Raw genomic sequence first — 15,706 nt, 5'->3', positions numbered from 1 at the left:
CTCATCGAGTCTGGTCGGGGGTCCATTGGTTGTAGCTGTGCCCACGCAGGAACTGCCACAGGCCGACGCTCATTCCGGCCAGGGTCACCAGCACGAAGGCCGCCAGGCGAAACGGCTTGGGCAGGCGTTGGCGCACATCCAGCAGGCCGGCGATGGCAGCGCCATAGCCGAGCAATTGCGCGGCCAGGGTCAGTTGGTAAAAACCGTGGCCGTCGAGCAACCACAGGTTGGCCAGCAACAGCGGCAACAACAGCACCGGCGCCAGACGGCGGATCAGCTTGTGGCTGATCAGGGCAATGGCGTACAGGCCATGGCGCAGCGGGTTGAGCAGCTCACGACGGGCGGCCAGGCTGATCAGGCCGCCAACGGTGACGCGCTGACGGCGGCTGAACTGGCGCTCGGCCTCGTCCACGCCCTGGTCGAGCACCTGGGCCTCGTCGACGTAGACCACGCGCTTGCCGGCGACTGGCGCGCAGGTGTTGATATAGAAGTCGTCGTTGACCCGCGCCGGGATCGGCTGGTACAGCTCGCGACGTAGCGCCTGCAGGGCGCCGTCGGCGGACACCGTGCAACCGGTGCGGCTTTCCACCCGCCGCAGCCAGGCTTCGTAGTGGCGGTACAGGCTTTCGCCCAGGCTCAGGCCCTTGCCGGGCACCGGGATGATCATCTTGCCCACCGTGCCACCGACCTGCGGGTCGGCAAAGGGCGCCAGCAACGCCGCCAGGGTACCGTCGATCCAATGCACATCGGCGTCGGTGAACACCACGATGTCGCCCGTGCACTGGGTGACGGCGACGTTGAGCACGCTGTTCTTGCCCAGGCGCGGCAGGTCCAGGACCTGGATGCGCGGGTCGTCGAAGCCGCGCGCCAGGGCCACGGTGCGGTCAGTGGAGCCATCGCTGGCGACGACGATCTGCAAGTGTTCGGCCTGGTAGTCCTGGGCCAGCAGGTTGCGCAGCTTGTTGTCGATATTGCCTTCTTCGTTGTGGGCGGCCACCACCACGCTGACCCGTTGCGGCGCCAGCGGCGCAGGTGCATGCCGGCGGAACAGCGGCCCGACCAGGGTCAGCAGCAAGGGGTAGCCCAGCCAGGCATAAAATGGCAGTAACAGGCACAACCAAAAAATCAACTCAGCCACGGGCGGGCCTCCTTGCGTTCCAGTTGAACAGGCTGAACACGAAGGCCGCGCCGGCCAGGTGCAGGCGGATCCAGTGCAGCCCCCAGAGCTGCAGGGCAAAAAGCGGGTCGCGGTGTGTCAGGCTCTGGCGCAGGCTCAGCACCAGCGCCGGGGCACTGGCGATGAACAGCATGAACAGCGGCAGGCGCGGGTAACCAAAGAGCAGCGCCGACAAGGCCAGGGCATCGAGCATCCAGATACTCAGCGACAACAGCGGAAAGCGCAGCAGGCGCAGGCTCGGTCCGTTGCTGCGCAGCAGTTGCAGGTTGCTGCCCTGGCGCCACAGCTCCTTGCCCAGCCACTCGCTCCAACTGCATTCGAAGCCCCAGTGCAACGCCACCGGATTGCGCAGGGCCAACAGGCGTGCGCCGGCCTTGTTCAGGTGCCAGGTGAAATCCTTGTCTTCGCCGGTGCGCAGGGTTTCGCTAAAACCTCCGACCTTGTCGAACCAGTGGCGCTGCATCAGCAGGTTGGGGGTCGGCAGCCATTGCATACGGTGCAGTGCCGGCAAGCCTGCGCGCAGGGTGCGCCGTTGCCAGGCGCGGGCGAACCAGGGCGCCTGGCGCGGGGTGTCGCAGTCCAGGGCAAATACGTCGCCACGGCCTTCGGCATGCAGGTCGAGCAGCAGGCTCAGCCAGTGCTCGGGTACTTCGAGATCGGCATCGAGAAACGCCAGCCACTCGCCGCTGCTGGCCTGCACGCCGCGATTGCGCAGGGCGCCAATGGTCAGCCCGGGCAGCTCCAGCACCTGGGCACCGAGGCGGCGGGCGATCTGCGCGCCGTCGTCGCTGGAGCCGTTGTCGAGCACGATCAGCTCGCACTCTAGGCCGGCATCAGCGGCGGCGGTGAGCGCCGACTGCAGGGTTCGGCCAATATGCCGGGCCTCGTTGAACATCGGTACTATGACACTGACTTTCATGCCTTCACCTGTTTCAGGCGTGCCTGTTCAGCGTTAACGCGCAACACGCTGGACAGCGCCAGCATGATCCATAGGTACTTGTGGTTGGGCGCGCTGAGGAACATCAGGAACAGGCTGATGGCGAGCATGCTCATGCACAGGTGGGTGAGCAGGTCGGCCTGGTAGTGGTCGCCCTGTTGCAGCCACAGGCGCCGGGCATGCCAGACGTTATAGAGGGCCAGCAGCACCATGCTGGCGAATAGGATGCCCGCGGGGACGCCGACTTCGCTGAAGATCTCCAGGTAGGTGTTGTGCGCCCGGCGGTACAAATCGCCGACCTTGCGGTTGGCCGAGAAGGCCTTGGCGTAACCGGTGGTGGCATAGTGCAGGGGGAAGGTGCCGGGACCGCTGCCGAGCAGCGGATGCTCGCGGATCATCTTGCTGCCGACCACGATGTACGAGGAGCGCCTGCCCAGGGAATCATCCTTGAAGGCGTTGACCCCGGACTTGAGCAGCGCCAGCGACTGGATGCGCGCCACGTAGCTTTCCGGCATCAACGCCACCAGCGTGGGCAGCAGGATCGCCAGGCCGAGCATGGCAAAGCCCAGGTGCCGCGGGCGCAGGTGGGCGACCTGGGTGCGGTAGTGCACCAGCACGATGCCTAAGCTGATCAATAGCACCACCAGGCCCGAGCGCGAGTTGGTCTTGGTCATGCCCGCCAGCAAGAGGATGCAGCAGGCGATCCAGAGCAGCTTCTGCACCCGCCCGGGGCTGTTGAACACCAGCCACAGGGCCATGGGCACGGCGATGGCGATGAACATGGCAAACACGTTGGGGTCTTCCAACAGGCCCGCGGCGCGGCCTTCGTCCTGGTACTTGGCCGAGACCATGGCCATGATGCAGGTCAGGCCGACGCTCAGGGTCACCAGCCGGTACAGCATCGGCAGGTCGAGTTCGCGGCCGATCAACAGGGTGATGCCGAACAGCAGCAGGCCTACCGCCAACTCACGCACATGGCCCAGGGACATCTCGCTGCTGTCGCTGGCCAGAAAGCTCAGCAGGTACAACGCCAGAAAGCCCAGCAACAGGCGCCACATGGTGCTGCGCAGGCGCTCGGCCGGCAGTTGCTTGATCGCCAGTTGCAGCACCAGCACCAGCGCCAGCGCGGCGCCGATCAGCTTGGTGGCGGTCAGTTGGCTGTCCTTGAACAGGCCTTCGAGCGGCACCAGGGTGATGATCGCCAACAGCCCCCAGGCCGGGCGCCTGTACAGCGCCAGCAGGCCGGCCAGGCCGATGACCGCGCCGGGCGCGAGGAATGGGTAGGGGCTGGCCAGCAGCGCCAGGCAGGCAATGGCCAGCAAGCCGATCAGGGACAGGGGAATGATCATGCGCAGGTCTCCGTGGCCGCGCCCAGGTATATCCGGGCCCAGCGTTGCGCCAGCGTCGGCAGGTGATAACGTTCGCGTTGGGTGTGCCGCGCCCGGGTAATCAGCTCACCGGCCTGGGCCGGGTCGAGCATCAACGCCTCAAGCTGCATTGCCAGTTCATCCACCGCCAGGGGCCGGGCCAGCAGACCGCTGTGCCCGTGTTCGATCACATCAGGAATACCGCCAACGCCAAAGGCCACCACCGGTACGCCATCCTGCATGGCTTCGAGCAGGATCATCGGCGTACCTTCGGTGCGCGAGCTGATCACCAGGGCATCCAGGCGCGCCATCCAGGCGCGCATGTCGGTCTGATAACCCGGCAGGCGAATACGCTCGCTCAAGCCAGCGGCATCGATGCGTGCCTGCAGGGCTTTGCGCTCCGGGCCGTCGCCGAGCATCACCGCAGCGAGCTGCGGATGACGCTGGCACAGCGGGATCAGGGCATCGAGAAACAGGTCCGGGCCTTTTTCGCGGCTCAAGCGCCCGACATAACCGGCCAGCCAGCGACCGTCGCCATGGCGGCGTTCGGGCAGCGCTTGGGCGTCGGGCAAACCGTTGGGAATCACCTGCAACTTGGCTTCGGCAACCCCCGCCTGGCGGTGGATGCGCTTGATGCTTTCGGCCACGCAGATCACCTGGCCGATGGTGGCGGTGCGGCACAGCTGCAGGCTGATCCAGGTATACAGGTGTTGCTTGCGGCTGGTGGGGGTGAAGCCGTGCTGGGTAGCGACCATGGGCAGGCGCCACAACCTGGCCCCCAGCCAGCCGAACAGCAGGCCCTTGAAGTTGTGGCTGTTGATCAGCGGCTGCTGGTCGTGGCGCTGGCGCAATTGGCCGAGCAGCTCGCCCATACCGTCGCAGGTCTGGCAGGCCACGCCGGCGGCGCGAAAGCGCGCCACCAGTTGGTCCGGGGCTCCGAGGAACAGCACCAGGTGCTGTCCGGGGGTGGACCGGCAGTGGTCCAGCAGCATGCGCTCGACGCCGTAGAAGCCACCACTGCTGAGCAGATGCAGGATGGGCCGCATGGGCGTCAGCGCAGCGTTCAATTGCGCACCCAGTGCACCAGCCGCGGCAGCGACCAGCCCTTGTAAGGGTTGGGAGTTTCCGGGGTCTGGTCGTTGATCACCAGCAGTACCGGCAGGTCCAGTTGATGGCTGATTTGCGCCGGGTGCTTGAAGCGCCGGTCAAAGAACTCTTTGACGTACACCAGGGCAATGGCCAGCAGCAGGCCGGTGAGCATGCCGAACGGCACGATCAGCAGCGGCCTGGGAAACGCCGGCTCCGCAGGCTCATACGGCGCGCTGAGGATCCGCGCGTTGGACAGACCGTTGAGCAGGTCGGCCCCACGCGACTCTTCGTAGCGCTGGGTGTAGGTAAAGTAGGCCTTGTGCAGGGCGTCGATCTCGGTGTCGAGCTGGCGCGCCTTGCTCTGGGTCTCTTGCAACTGGTGCACGCGGCCTTTGAAGTCAGCGATGCGCTGGGTCTTCTGGGCGATCACGTTCTGCACCACGGCCAGGTCCTTTTCACGCTCCTTGATGCGGTTGGCGACGATCTTGAGGAACTGCTGGCGGGTCTTGGCGATCTGTTCGCGCTGCAGCAGCATCTGCTCGCTGCCAGGCTGGAACACCGCCAGGTCGCTGACGTAGGTCAGCACCAGGGTGGTCAGCTGTTCACCGAGCTGCTTGATCTCGCGGTCCTCGAACGCCACGTTGTCGACCGTGGTGGTGAAGGTGTAGGGGAAGGCGAAATCGCGCATGCCAGCGTTGCCGGCCGCGGCCAGGCTGGTTTTCAGGTACTCCAGCCACTGCTGGCTTTGCAGCAGGCGGTCGCGGTACAGGTTCAGCGCCTGTTCTTCGGTGTTGATGGCGTTGAGGCGGAAGGTGATTTCTTCTTTGGGGTCCGAGGAGCCGATGCTCTCGAGCATCCCCAAGCGCTTGCCTTCGAGGTTATCCATGCGCACCTGGTACTGCAGTTTCTTCTGCTCGTAGAACTGCTCGGGCAGCTCGTTGGACTGCAGGTTCTGGCGGTTGTGCAGGTAGTTGTCGAGCAGGCGGCTGACGAACAGCGTACCCAGTTTCGGATCGGGGAAGCTGTAGGTCACCGAGACCACGTTGGAGCCCGGCAGGGTTTCGATTTTCAGGTCCTCGATGGCGTCATCGGTCAGGGTGTCGAGCTCGGTGTCGCGCACCGGGTCGACTTCCAGGCCGAACAGCGAGCGCAGCGGGTTGACCACGTACTCGCGCAGCGGGTTGGTAATGATGTTGCGGATCGGCCCGAGCACCATCCGTTGCATCAGGCTTGGCGGGACCTCGTACTTGCCCTCGGCGCGCAGCTGGCTGATGGTTTCGCGGATCAGGGTTGGCGAGCGCAGGATGTTGCTCTCGGTTTCCATGTCGGCCAGCGACGGTGGGATGAACTTGTCGGTCTCCTGGGCCAGGGCGGTGTTGGCATCGCTCTGGGACAGTTTTTTCGACTGCACGATCACTTGCGCCGTAATGTCGAAGCTCTGTTTGAGCACCAGCGGCAACAGCAAGGCGATCACTGCGAAGACCAGGAACACACGTTTGACCAACTGGCGGTTGGCAAAGAAGATCCTGAAGAATTCATGCAGGTAGTTTTCTTTTGTATTCATGCTCGGATACCCGCCTGGGATTAGTTGTTGTCGCTTTCTTTGTTGTCAACGCGATAACCGAAGCTGAAACCGACCCCCTGGAACAGCACCACGTCAGCCAGTTGCCGGGCCAGGTCGCCGGCGCTGGCGAGCTTGGTCTTGGGCACATAGAGCATGTCGTCCGGCTGCAGGTAGGCGACTTGCGCCGCGCTGGCGTCCAGGGCCTCGTCGACGTTGTAGGGCACGGCCTGCACCTGGTTGCCGTTGCGGCGCATGATCACCACCGAATCGAGCCGCGCCTTGACGTTCGGGCCTCGGGCCAGGGTCAGGGCTTCGAGCACTGACACCGGGCGGCGGATCGGGTAGGCGCCGGGCTGGCCGACTTCACCCAATACGTAGATTTCGTTGACGGCGGTGGACTTGAGCATCACGTCCACGGTCATCCGCCCCGGCAGGTCGGCATAGCGCTTGTTCAGGTAGGTCTGCAGCTGGGTGACGGTCATGCCCTGCAGCGGTACCGAGCCGATTTCCGGGAAGCTGGCCTGGCCGTCGCTGCCCACGGTGATCTCGCGGCTCATGCCGGTGGCGGGGTGGCTGAGGGCGCTTTTCAGCTGCTGCTCGTTGGTCAGCGGGCTGATCACCTGCACGGTGACGTTGTCACGCCCCGGCTGGAACAGGTGCTTGTTGCGGTAGGCCTGCTGGATGGTCCGCCGCGCTTCATCCGGGGTTTGCCCGGCGATGTTCACCGAGGTGTTGGCCCGTGGCAGCTCGATGGTGCCGTCCGGCAGCACCAGCTGGTTGCCGTTGAGCGAGCTGGCCGCCGGGAACTGCAGGCCCACGGTGTCACCGGGCTGGATGCGGTACGCCGCCGAACCGCTGGTACTGATGTGGAAGATCACATCGAGCACGTCCTGCGGGCGTAGCACCTGCTCGCTGCGCGGCAGTTCGGCATCCTGGGCGTTGGCCGGGTTGGCGGTCATGATCTGGACCGGCATCTGCCGGGTGTCTTGATTGGCGCAGCCGGCCAGGGTCAGCAGGCACAGCGCGAACGTCGTGTATTTCATGTGAGGCTCCTGGGCTGCTGGCCTAAAGGTTGTTGTACAGCCACTTGGGCATGTAGTACTTGCGCCGGTTGAACACGCTGCCGATCAACCTGGCGCCGGCTTGGGTCAGGCGCTGGGCGGTGGCCTGGGCCACTTCCCAGCGGGTGTCTTCGGCGCACACCACCAGGATCACGCCGTCGACCAGGGTGCCGATGATCAGGCTGTCGGCACTGGCGTAAACGGCCTCGCCGTCGATCACCACGAAGCGGTAGTGCTCACTCATGTGCTTGAGCAGCACACGCAGCAGATCGGGGTTGAGCCGCTCCTTGCCGCGCTTGTAGGTGCCGGCCGGCAGTAGGTCGAACGGCTGGTCGGACAGGCGCACGATGCAGTCCTGCATCAGCGGCGGGGTGTCCTGGTCAAACATCAGGTCGCTGAAGCCGCGCAGTTTATGCAGGGCCAGTTGCTGGCTGAGGTTGTTGCTGCTTGGGCTGCTGTCGACCAGCAACACCGGGCCGCCACTCATCAACGCCAACTGGCTGGCGAAGGCCAGGGCGCTGGTGCTGGTGCCGCTGCCGGTGTTGGCAGCGGTGAGCAGCAGGATGCGCTGGTCTTCGTCGAGCACCGTGGAGGTCAGGTTGGTTTCGCTCGGGGTGGCGATCGTCAGACTTCTTGAAGTAGAACCGTCCATTCAACTTGCTCCGTGGCCGCTGAAGACTTTGAAGGGAGTCTTGAGGAGGATCTTCAGATCCAGCATCAAGCTCTGTTCGTTGATGTAGCTCAGGTCCAGTTCGACTCGCTGGTCGAAGTCTATGTCGCTGCGTCCGGATATCTGCCACAGGCCGGTCATGCCGGGGTGGATGCTCAGGCGAGCGAGGTGGTTGTCTTTGTAGCGATAGGCGTTGAACGAGGTGGGGCGCGGGCCGACCAGGCGCATGTCACCGCGCACCACGTTGAACAGGTTGGGCAACTCGTCCAGGCTGCTGCGCCGCAGCCACTGGCCGATCGGGGTGACGCGCGGGTCCTTGTCGATCTTGAAATCGATGGCATCGGCGCCGTGCTTGTTCAGGTGGCGCACCGAATCCTTCAGGGCTTCGGCATTGGCGACCATAGTGCGGAACTTGTACATGCCGAATGCACGGCCGCGGTAGCCGGTACGCTTCTGCACGAAGAACACCGGGCCGGGGCTGCTGAACTTGACCAGCACGGCCAGCGCCAGCAGCAACGGCGAAATCAGCAGGAGGATGCACAGGGCGCCAAAACAGGCGACCACCCGGTTGGTGCGCGACAGGGTCCAGGGACGCCCGCCCGCGCGGCCGGTCATCCAGCCACGGCCTTGCATGTGAATCGCCGCGTCGATGCGCTGGCGATGCGCGGGGTCCATGCGCTTGTCTTGATACAGTGCCTGCAGTTGCGCACTTTTAGGTTGGCCTGTCATACCGCCCTCCGCTGATGCACGGGCGCCTGCCCGTTTGCCCGCGCTACGTCCTGGTCAGGTCGCGGGTAGTACTGATGAAACCAGGCAATAAAACGCCCGAGCCCTTCATCCAGAGAAACCTGGGGGGTGAAACCGGTGACCTGCTCCAGCGTGCTGACATCGGCACAGGTGGCTAGCACATCACCCGGTTGCAAGGGCAGCAGCTCGACCTCGGCCTTGCGCTGCAGGTGTTTTTCCAGCAGCGCCACGTAGTCGCTGAGTTCCACCGGGCGCTGGCCGCCGATATTGAACAAGCGCCATGGCGCCGGGCTGCTGGCCGGGTCCGGATGCTCGCGGTCCCAGGCCGGGTTGGCTTGTGGCGCCAGCGGGATCAGGCGCACCAGGCTTTCGACGATGTCGTCGATGTAGGTGAAGTCGCGCTGGTGCTGGCCGTAGTTGAACAGCTGGAGCGGCCGGCCCTCGGCAATCGCCCGGGCGAACTGGATCGGCGACATGTCCGGGCGGCCCCAGGGGCCGTACACGGTAAAGAAACGCAGGCCGCTGGCGGGGATGCCGAACAGGTGGCTGTAGCTGTGGGCCATGGCCTCGTTGGCCTTCTTGGTCGCGGCATACAACGACAGCGGATGGTCGACGGCATCCTCGACCCGGTACGGGATGTGTTGGTTGGCGCCGTACACCGAGCTCGACGAGGCATACAGCAGGTGCTGCACCGGATGGTGGCGGCAGCCTTCGAGAATGTTCAGGAAACCGCTGAGGTTGCTGTCGATGTAGGCCCTTGGGTTTTCCAGCGAGTAGCGCACACCGGCCTGGGCCGCCAGGTGAATCACCACCTCGGGTTGCTCGCTGGCGAACAGTTCGGCCATGCCGACGGCATCGTTCAGGTCAAGGCGCTGCAGGGTAAACGCGCCGGCTTCGGCTTCGACCCAGCGCACCCGCGCTTCTTTGAGCGCCGGGTCGTAGTAGTCGTTGAAGTTGTCTAGGCCGATCACTTGATGGCCGTCGCGCAACAGCCGCAGGCTGCAGTGAGCACCAATGAAACCGGCGGCGCCGGTGACCAGGATCTTCATGGCGCCGGTACCTCGGGCTGGACCTGGCGCAGGCCGATGCCGCTGTAGCTCAGGCCGAAGGTGGCGACCTGCTCGGGGTTGTACAGGTTGCGTCCGTCAATGATCAGGCGGCTGCGCAGCTTCTTGGCCAGCAGGGCGAAGTCGACCACGCGAAAATTCTTCCATTCGGTGCAGATCACCAGGGCGTCGGCGTCTTCCAGGGTGTCGTCGCGGGTGGCGCACAGTTGCAGGTCTTTGCGGTAGCCATAGAGGCGCCGGCATTCGGCCATGGCTTCCGGGTCGAAGGCGCACACGGTAGCGCCTTCGGCCCACAGCGCTTCCATCAGGTAGCGGCTGGGCGCTTCGCGCATGTCGTCGGTGTTGGGCTTGAAGGCCAGGCCCCAGACGGCGATCGACTTGCCGGCCAGGCTGCCGGGGAAACGCTGCTTGAGCTTGGCGAAGAGGATCTGCCGTTGGGCGTCGTTGACGTCGCTGACACTCTGCAGCAAGCGCAGGGGCATACCGCTGCGTTCGGCAGTGTGCAGCAGGGCGCGCAGGTCCTTGGGGAAGCACGAGCCGCCAAAGCCGCAACCGGGGTAGATGAAGTGGTAGCCGATGCGTGGGTCGGAGCCGATGCCCTTGCGCACGGCTTCGATATCGGCGCCCAGGTGCTCGGTGAGGTTGGCCAGTTCGTTCATGAAGCTGATGCGCGTGGCGAGCATGGCGTTGGCCGCGTACTTGGTCAGCTCGGCGCTGCGGTTGTCCATGAACATGAGCTTTTCATGGTTGCGGCAGAAGGGCGCGTAGAGTTCGGCGAGCTGGTCGTGGGCCTGGTCATCGGCAGTACCGACGATGATCCGGTCCGGGCGCATGCAGTCGGCCAGCGCGCTGCCCTCTTTAAGGAACTCGGGGTTTGACACCACCCGCACCTTGAGCGCGCCCTTGCCCAGGCGCTGCAGTTCTTCGCGGGCCAGGGCGGTGACCTTGTCGGCGGTGCCGACCGGTACGGTGGACTTGATGATCAGGGTGCGGTCGGCCTCCATCAGCCCGGCGATTTGCCGGGTCACCCCCAACACATGGGAGAGGTCGGCCGAGCCGTCTTCATCCGGCGGCGTGCCGACGGCGATGAAGATCAGTTCGGCGTGGCTGACGGCGTCACTGGCTTGCGTGCTGAACAGCAGGCGGCCTTCCTTGATGTTCTCTTCGAGCATGCTCGAGAGGCCGGGTTCGCTGATGGGCGGTACGCCTTGGCGCAGTTGATCGATCTTGTGGGTATCGACATCGACGGATAAAACCCGGTGTCCCACATCTGCAAGGGCTGCAGCTTGTACAAGACCGACATAGCCGGTGCCAAACACACTCACGTCCATGTCGGCGCGCCTCGTATGGAGTAAGGAGGATGAAACAGTGGTGTGATTTCGGTATAGCCCACCCGTGGAAAACTGTGTCAATCAAATGGCATGTTTCGTCGAATTTACAGTCGTCGCGATTTGGACTTTTTGCGATCAAGCTGTTCTAAATCCGAGGGTTAGCTTTGCTAAGCACTGGCCAATTGCCGCATCGCAAAACGATGAACGGTCGAAAGCCGTGATAAACAAGGTGTTCATGCATGCAGTTGCTACGCGAATGCAACGTTTTCGCGTTTTTGAATTGTCAGAATTGGCGCTGCCAAGTTTGGTCAGAAAATTGACGTTGTTCCGGTTTGCGCTTTGGGGGAGCGCTGCTAACGTGTCAATGTCCACGGCAATTTCAAGGTTTCCAGGTGAGGACGAGATGCACAGATACTTCAAGGAACTGCTGCTCGCGCTCTACCTGCTGAGCAACTACCCCTATTACCTGGAACGCTTTGAGGCCATCGGCCTGAACCCGGCATTGCTGCTGTATGCCGGCGTGCTGGTGCTGCTGGTGCTGGCCTTGCTGCTGAGCGCGAACATTCGTCAGGGCTGGTTACGCTGGGGCTTTGCAGGGGTGTTCAGCGCCAGCGCGGTGTTCTTCGATGCCTACACGCGCATTACCGCCGACTACCTGACCTACAGCGGCTTTATCTCGATGGTCTATTCCGGTGGTTTTATCGGTGAGGCCATAGAGCAGTACCACAGCGTAATCCTCCGCGTGTTGGGCAGCTCGCTGCTGTTGCTGTTGGGCCTGGGGCTCAAGCCACGGCACAGCGTGCCTGGGCCCGGGGCACTGCCATGGGTGGCGCCGCTGCTAGGCATCGCCTTGCTTACCGCGATTCTGTTCGTGCGCGCCGGCGAGGGTGCGCGCGGTTTGCCGATCATGTACACGCCGCTGGCGTATTCCAACCTAATGCTCTACGAGTCGCTGCACGACAGCGTCGGCCCCCGTGAACCGGTGACCCTGGCGCGCAGCGGCCCGGCCCTGGCCCGTGACATCGTGCTGATCATCGACGAAAGCGTCTCCGGCAATTACCTGGACCTGAACACCGCCCATGGCGTACGCAGCCAGCTCAACCAGGCCCGCCCCGGGGTCAGTATCTTCAACTATGGCTACGCCGCCTCGATTGCCAATTGCAGCTCCGACACCAACGTCACCCTGCGCTATGGCGGCACCCGCGACGACTACCTGCGCATCAACTCGACCTTGCCGTCGATCTGGCAATACGCCAAGGTCGCAGGGCTTGGCACCGTGTACATCGATGCCCAGCGCACGGGCGGCAACCTGCAGAACCTGATGAATGCGGCGGAAAAACGCGATATCGACCAGTTCATCCAGTTCGACAGCACCCCGGTGCGTGACCGCGACATGGCCGCCGTGGTCAAGCTCGGTGAGCTGCTGGGCGACGGCAAGCCGCAGCTGATCGTGATCAACAAGGTCGGCGTGCACTTCCCTGTGCACGACAAATACCCCGACGACTTCTTGACCTACCGCCCGGCCTTGCCGCGCGGGCAGTACACCGACATCACCGACACCGGCCGGCGCGATGGTTTCTCCGGCCAGCCCGAAGACTGGGTGCTGTACCGCAATTCGTACATGAACAGCCTGTTGTGGAATGTCGGCGAGTTCTTCAATCGCTTGTTTGCCAACGCCGACCTCAGCCAGGCGGTACTCATCTATACTTCCGACCACGGCCAGGACCTGCACGAGCGCGGCAACCCCGGCCTGAATACGCACTGCGACAGCAACCCGGTAGAAGAAGAGGGCCTGGTGCCGCTGGTGGTGATCCAGGGCCAGGGCTTGCAGACCCTCGACTGGCAAGCGCACCTGGCGAGCAACAAGGATCGTTCCAGCCACTACAACATCTTCCCCACCTTGCTGCAGTTGCTCGGTTACGATCCGGCCGGCATCGCCCCCATCTACGGGCGTTCGCTGGTGGTACCAACGAAGGACGACTTCAGCTTCAATACCCGCTTCAATGCACGCCTGGGGGCCAAGCCGGTGTTCAGGCGTATCGATCTGAGCCAGGTGGTCGTGCCCCAGGGCGGTCCGGTAGCGACCCAGGCGCAGATGCCGGTCGGCCAGGCCGACTGATCGGCCACAGGTTTACACCGGGGGGTGCAGAGCTCTGAAACCTTCGGCTTCTTCCACCAGCCAGTCATGCACCGCGCGTGCCCCTGGATGCGCCAGGCCACCGGGCGGGTACAACAGCACATAGCGCTTGTGGTTGGCGATCGGCAGGCCGAACGGCACGATCAACGTACCGCGCTCCAGCTCGTCGTTGAGCAGGGTGCGCCGGGCAATCGCCACGCCGATGCCGGCAATCGCCGCCTCAATGGTCAGGTGGTTGCGGTTGAACGTGTGCCCACGGCGCACATCCAGGCCGCTGGCGCCAATCCCTTCCAGATAGAACTCCCACTCGGCGTACTCCGAACTGCCACGCCAGGCGGTGATGTCGTGCAGCAGCGGATAGTGCGCCAGGTCCGCCGGGCCGTGCAGCGGTGGGCGGCCGCGCAGCAGGGAGGGGGCGCAGACCGGGAAGATCTGCTCGTCGAGCAAGGGCGTTGAGTGCATGCCCGGGTAGCTGCCGTCGTTGAGGTCGATGGCCAGGTCGAAGTCACCTTCATGCAGGGCCTGGCTGCTGTCTTCGGCCACCAGACGCAGCTGGATGTCCGGGTAGCGTTGCTGCAAGCGCGGCAGGCGCGGGGTCAGCCATTTGGCCAGGAACGACGGGATTGAACGCAGGCGCAGGGTGCCGCGGATTTCGCCGGCATCCAGGCGGCGCAGCTCGGCATCGATGCTGCCATAGGCTTCGCTGACGGTTTGTGCCAGGCGCTGGCCCTCGGCGGTCAGCTCCACGCCGCGCGCGCGGCGCAGGAACAGGCGAAAGCCCAGGCGCTCCTCCAGCTGGCGAATCTGCTGGCTGACCGCGCCGGGGGTGATGTGCAGTTCTTCGGCGCAGCGGGTGAACGATAAGTGCCGCGCCGCACAGGCAAACACATGCAGCCAAACGTACATCTGGCCATTCATTTGTCGCTTCATTGTTTAGCTCTGCTAAAGGCTTGCTTAGAAAGTTTCGTTGGTCAAGACGGCAGTGACCGGGCAGTATCGCGCAACTTCGCGACACCCATCAATTTTTTAACAGCGCCGTTGCGTGACATGGAATGTTACCTCGGTCAGGCATTAGCATGGCTATCAGTGTTTTCGACCTTTTCAAAATTGGCATCGGGCCGTCCAGCTCCCACACCGTAGGGCCCATGCGTGCAGCGGCAACCTTTGCCCGGGCGCTGCGTGAGCACGGTGTGCTGGAACAGGTGAACCGGGTCGAGGTGCGCCTGTACGGTTCATTGTCGGCCACCGGCGTCGGCCACGCCACCGACCGGGCCTGCCTGCTCGGGCTGATGGGCGAATGGCCCGACCAGATCGACCCGCAGAGCATCGAGCCGCTGATCGCGCAATTGCAGCAGAGCCAGGTACTGATGCTCGACGGCCGCCGGGCGATCCCGTTCGACTGCGCTACCGACCTGCTGCTGCTCGACGAAAGCCTGCCGTATCACCCCAACGCCATGACCCTGGAAGCCAGCGGTGCCAGCGGCTCGTTGCTGCAGCAAACCTATTACTCGGTCGGTGGCGGTTTTATCGTCGAGGCGGCGCAAGTGGGCGAGGCGGGCAACAGTGCCGAGCAGGTGCAGTTGCCCTATGACTTCGACAGCGCCGCCGAGCTGCTGGCGCTGTGCAAGCAGCACCAACTGCGGGTCAGCCAGGTGATGATGGCCAACGAGTTGGCCTGGCGTGAAGAGGCCGAGGTGCGCAGCGGCCTGCTGAAATTGTGGGCGGCCATGCGCGAGTGCGTCGACAACGGCCTGCGCAACGAGGGTGTCTTGCCCGGCGGGCTCAAGGTCAAGCGCCGCGCCGCCAAGCTGCACCGCAGCCTGCAGGAACTGGGCAAGCCCAACGTGATCGGCTCGACCCTGAGCGCCATGGAGTGGGTCAACCTGTTCGCCCTGGCCGTCAACGAAGAGAACGCCGCCGGCGGGCGCATGGTCACCGCGCCCACCAATGGCGCGGCGGGGATCATCCCGGCGGTGCTGCATTACTACATGAAGTTCAACCCCGATGCCTGCGACAACGACGTGGTCGACTTCCTGCTCAGCGCCGCCGCCGTGGGCATCCTGTGCAAGAAGAACGCGTCGATCTCCGGGGCCGAGGTGGGTTGCCAGGGCGAGGTCGGTTCGGCCTGCGCGATGGCTGCTGCCGGCCTTGCCGAAGTGCTCGGGGCAACGCCGATGCAACTGGAAAACGCCGCCGAGATCGCCCTGGAACACAACCTCGGGCTGACCTGCGACCCGGTTGGCGGCCTGGTCCAGGTGCCGTGCATCGAGCGCAATGCGATTGCTGCGGTGAAGGCCATCAACGCCGTGCAGATGGCCTTGCGTGGCGATGGCGAGCACTTCATCTCCCTCGACCGGGTGATTCGCACCATGCGCGACACCGGCGCCGACATGCATGCCAACTACAAGGAGACTTCGCGCGGCGGCCTGGCGGTCGCGTTCGTCGAGTGTTGATCCCATCGCGGGTCAAGCCCGCTCCTACATGTGGGAGCGGGCTTGACCCGCGATAGCTGCACCCCTGTTCCAAAGTTATTCATACGCAACAAAAACAACTACAAGG

At 64.1% G+C, this 15,706-nt stretch carries 13 protein-coding genes; 2 read left to right on the top strand and 11 right to left on the bottom strand.

Annotated elements, in window-relative coordinates; genetic code table 11:
• Window position 1: 1 nt before the first annotated feature.
• Genes BV82_RS14985 through BV82_RS14940 form a run of 10 tightly spaced genes read right to left on the bottom strand, consistent with a single transcriptional unit; the run spans window position 2 to window position 11,010 of the window.
• Window positions 2–1,138: a glycosyltransferase family 2 protein gene (locus BV82_RS14985; RefSeq protein ID WP_036997092.1), complete on the bottom strand. Its 1,137-nt coding sequence runs from the start codon at window positions 1,136–1,138 to the stop codon at window positions 2–4.
• Window positions 1,131–2,096, bottom strand: a complete 966-nt coding sequence (locus BV82_RS14980; protein ID WP_036997094.1) for a glycosyltransferase family 2 protein — start codon at window positions 2,094–2,096, stop codon at window positions 1,131–1,133. The genes BV82_RS14985 and BV82_RS14980 overlap by 8 nt, the downstream gene beginning before the upstream one ends.
• A complete protein-coding gene (locus tag BV82_RS14975) occupies window positions 2,093–3,463 on the bottom strand; it encodes an O-antigen ligase family protein (protein WP_036997095.1) in 1,371 nt (456 codons plus the stop codon). Before BV82_RS14975 ends, BV82_RS14980 begins: the two co-directional genes overlap by 4 nt.
• Complete coding sequence (locus tag BV82_RS14970; protein WP_374045207.1) at window positions 3,460–4,548, bottom strand: glycosyltransferase family 4 protein; 1,089 nt, start codon at window positions 4,546–4,548, stop codon at window positions 3,460–3,462. Before BV82_RS14970 ends, BV82_RS14975 begins: the two co-directional genes overlap by 4 nt.
• Window positions 4,545–6,134, bottom strand: coding sequence for a GumC family protein (locus tag BV82_RS14965; protein ID WP_036997097.1), 1,590 nt, complete (start codon window positions 6,132–6,134; stop codon window positions 4,545–4,547). The genes BV82_RS14970 and BV82_RS14965 overlap by 4 nt, the downstream gene beginning before the upstream one ends.
• A 20-nt stretch (window positions 6,135–6,154) precedes the next feature.
• On the bottom strand, window positions 6,155–7,177 hold the full coding sequence (locus BV82_RS14960; protein WP_010226851.1) for a polysaccharide biosynthesis/export family protein: 1,023 nt from the start codon (window positions 7,175–7,177) through the stop codon (window positions 6,155–6,157).
• Window positions 7,178–7,199: 22 nt separating this feature from the next.
• Entirely contained in the window at window positions 7,200–7,847 is a 648-nt protein-coding gene (locus tag BV82_RS14955) for a CpsD/CapB family tyrosine-protein kinase (protein WP_010226852.1), read from the bottom strand.
• The gene (locus BV82_RS14950; RefSeq protein WP_010226854.1) at window positions 7,848–8,594 is read right to left on the bottom strand and encodes a sugar transferase; all 747 of its coding nucleotides are present in this window, start codon (window positions 8,592–8,594) and stop codon (window positions 7,848–7,850) included. It lies immediately after the preceding gene.
• Window positions 8,591–9,661, bottom strand: a complete 1,071-nt coding sequence (locus BV82_RS14945) for an NAD-dependent epimerase (RefSeq protein WP_036997098.1) — start codon at window positions 9,659–9,661, stop codon at window positions 8,591–8,593. Before BV82_RS14945 ends, BV82_RS14950 begins: the two co-directional genes overlap by 4 nt.
• Window positions 9,658–11,010 (bottom strand): UDP-glucose dehydrogenase family protein, encoded by a 1,353-nt coding sequence (locus tag BV82_RS14940; protein WP_036997099.1) that lies wholly within the window; start codon window positions 11,008–11,010, stop codon window positions 9,658–9,660. The genes BV82_RS14945 and BV82_RS14940 overlap by 4 nt, the downstream gene beginning before the upstream one ends.
• 403 nt (window positions 11,011–11,413) lie before the next feature.
• On the opposite strand from BV82_RS14940, the gene BV82_RS14935 reads away from it, so the two are divergent.
• The gene (locus BV82_RS14935; protein ID WP_036997100.1) at window positions 11,414–13,129 is read left to right on the top strand and encodes a sulfatase-like hydrolase/transferase; all 1,716 of its coding nucleotides are present in this window, start codon (window positions 11,414–11,416) and stop codon (window positions 13,127–13,129) included.
• Window positions 13,130–13,141: 12 nt separating this feature from the next.
• Here the strand turns inward: BV82_RS14935 and BV82_RS14930 are convergent, their stop codons facing one another.
• Window positions 13,142–14,077, bottom strand: coding sequence for a LysR substrate-binding domain-containing protein (locus tag BV82_RS14930; RefSeq protein WP_026001544.1), 936 nt, complete (start codon window positions 14,075–14,077; stop codon window positions 13,142–13,144).
• Window positions 14,078–14,223: 146 nt separating this feature from the next.
• On the opposite strand from BV82_RS14930, the gene BV82_RS14925 reads away from it, so the two are divergent.
• Window positions 14,224–15,600: an L-serine ammonia-lyase gene (locus BV82_RS14925; RefSeq protein ID WP_010226863.1), complete on the top strand. Its 1,377-nt coding sequence runs from the start codon at window positions 14,224–14,226 to the stop codon at window positions 15,598–15,600.
• Window positions 15,601–15,706 lie beyond the last annotated feature (106 nt).

The organism is Pseudomonas donghuensis (assembly GCF_000696345.2).
In the GTDB taxonomy this organism is placed as follows: Bacteria; Pseudomonadota; Gammaproteobacteria; order Pseudomonadales; family Pseudomonadaceae; genus Aquipseudomonas; species Aquipseudomonas donghuensis.
Note: the sequence above shows the minus strand (reverse complement) of the source record. Positions and strands in the feature narration are given on the sequence as shown.

Bases quoted from the DNA above. Each gene is read 5' to 3' on its own strand.
- BV82_RS14980 (WP_036997094.1), bottom strand. From the start codon at position 2,096: ATGAAAGTCAGTGTCATAGTACCGATGTTCAACGAGGCCCGGCATATT.
- BV82_RS14975 (WP_036997095.1), bottom strand. From the start codon at position 3,463: ATGATCATTCCCCTGTCCCTGATCGGCTTGCTGGCCATTGCCTGCCTG.
- BV82_RS14965 (WP_036997097.1), bottom strand. From the start codon at position 6,134: ATGAATACAAAAGAAAACTACCTGCATGAATTCTTCAGGATCTTCTTT.
- BV82_RS14960 (WP_010226851.1), bottom strand. From the start codon at position 7,177: ATGAAATACACGACGTTCGCGCTGTGCCTGCTGACCCTGGCCGGCTGC.
- BV82_RS14955 (WP_010226852.1), bottom strand. From the start codon at position 7,847: ATGGACGGTTCTACTTCAAGAAGTCTGACGATCGCCACCCCGAGCGAA.
- BV82_RS14950 (WP_010226854.1), bottom strand. From the start codon at position 8,594: ATGACAGGCCAACCTAAAAGTGCGCAACTGCAGGCACTGTATCAAGAC.
- BV82_RS14945 (WP_036997098.1), bottom strand. From the start codon at position 9,661: ATGAAGATCCTGGTCACCGGCGCCGCCGGTTTCATTGGTGCTCACTGC.
- BV82_RS14940 (WP_036997099.1), bottom strand. From the start codon at position 11,010: ATGGACGTGAGTGTGTTTGGCACCGGCTATGTCGGTCTTGTACAAGCT.
- BV82_RS14935 (WP_036997100.1), top strand. From the start codon at position 11,414: ATGCACAGATACTTCAAGGAACTGCTGCTCGCGCTCTACCTGCTGAGC.
- BV82_RS14930 (WP_026001544.1), bottom strand. From the start codon at position 14,077: ATGAAGCGACAAATGAATGGCCAGATGTACGTTTGGCTGCATGTGTTT.
- BV82_RS14925 (WP_010226863.1), top strand. From the start codon at position 14,224: ATGGCTATCAGTGTTTTCGACCTTTTCAAAATTGGCATCGGGCCGTCC.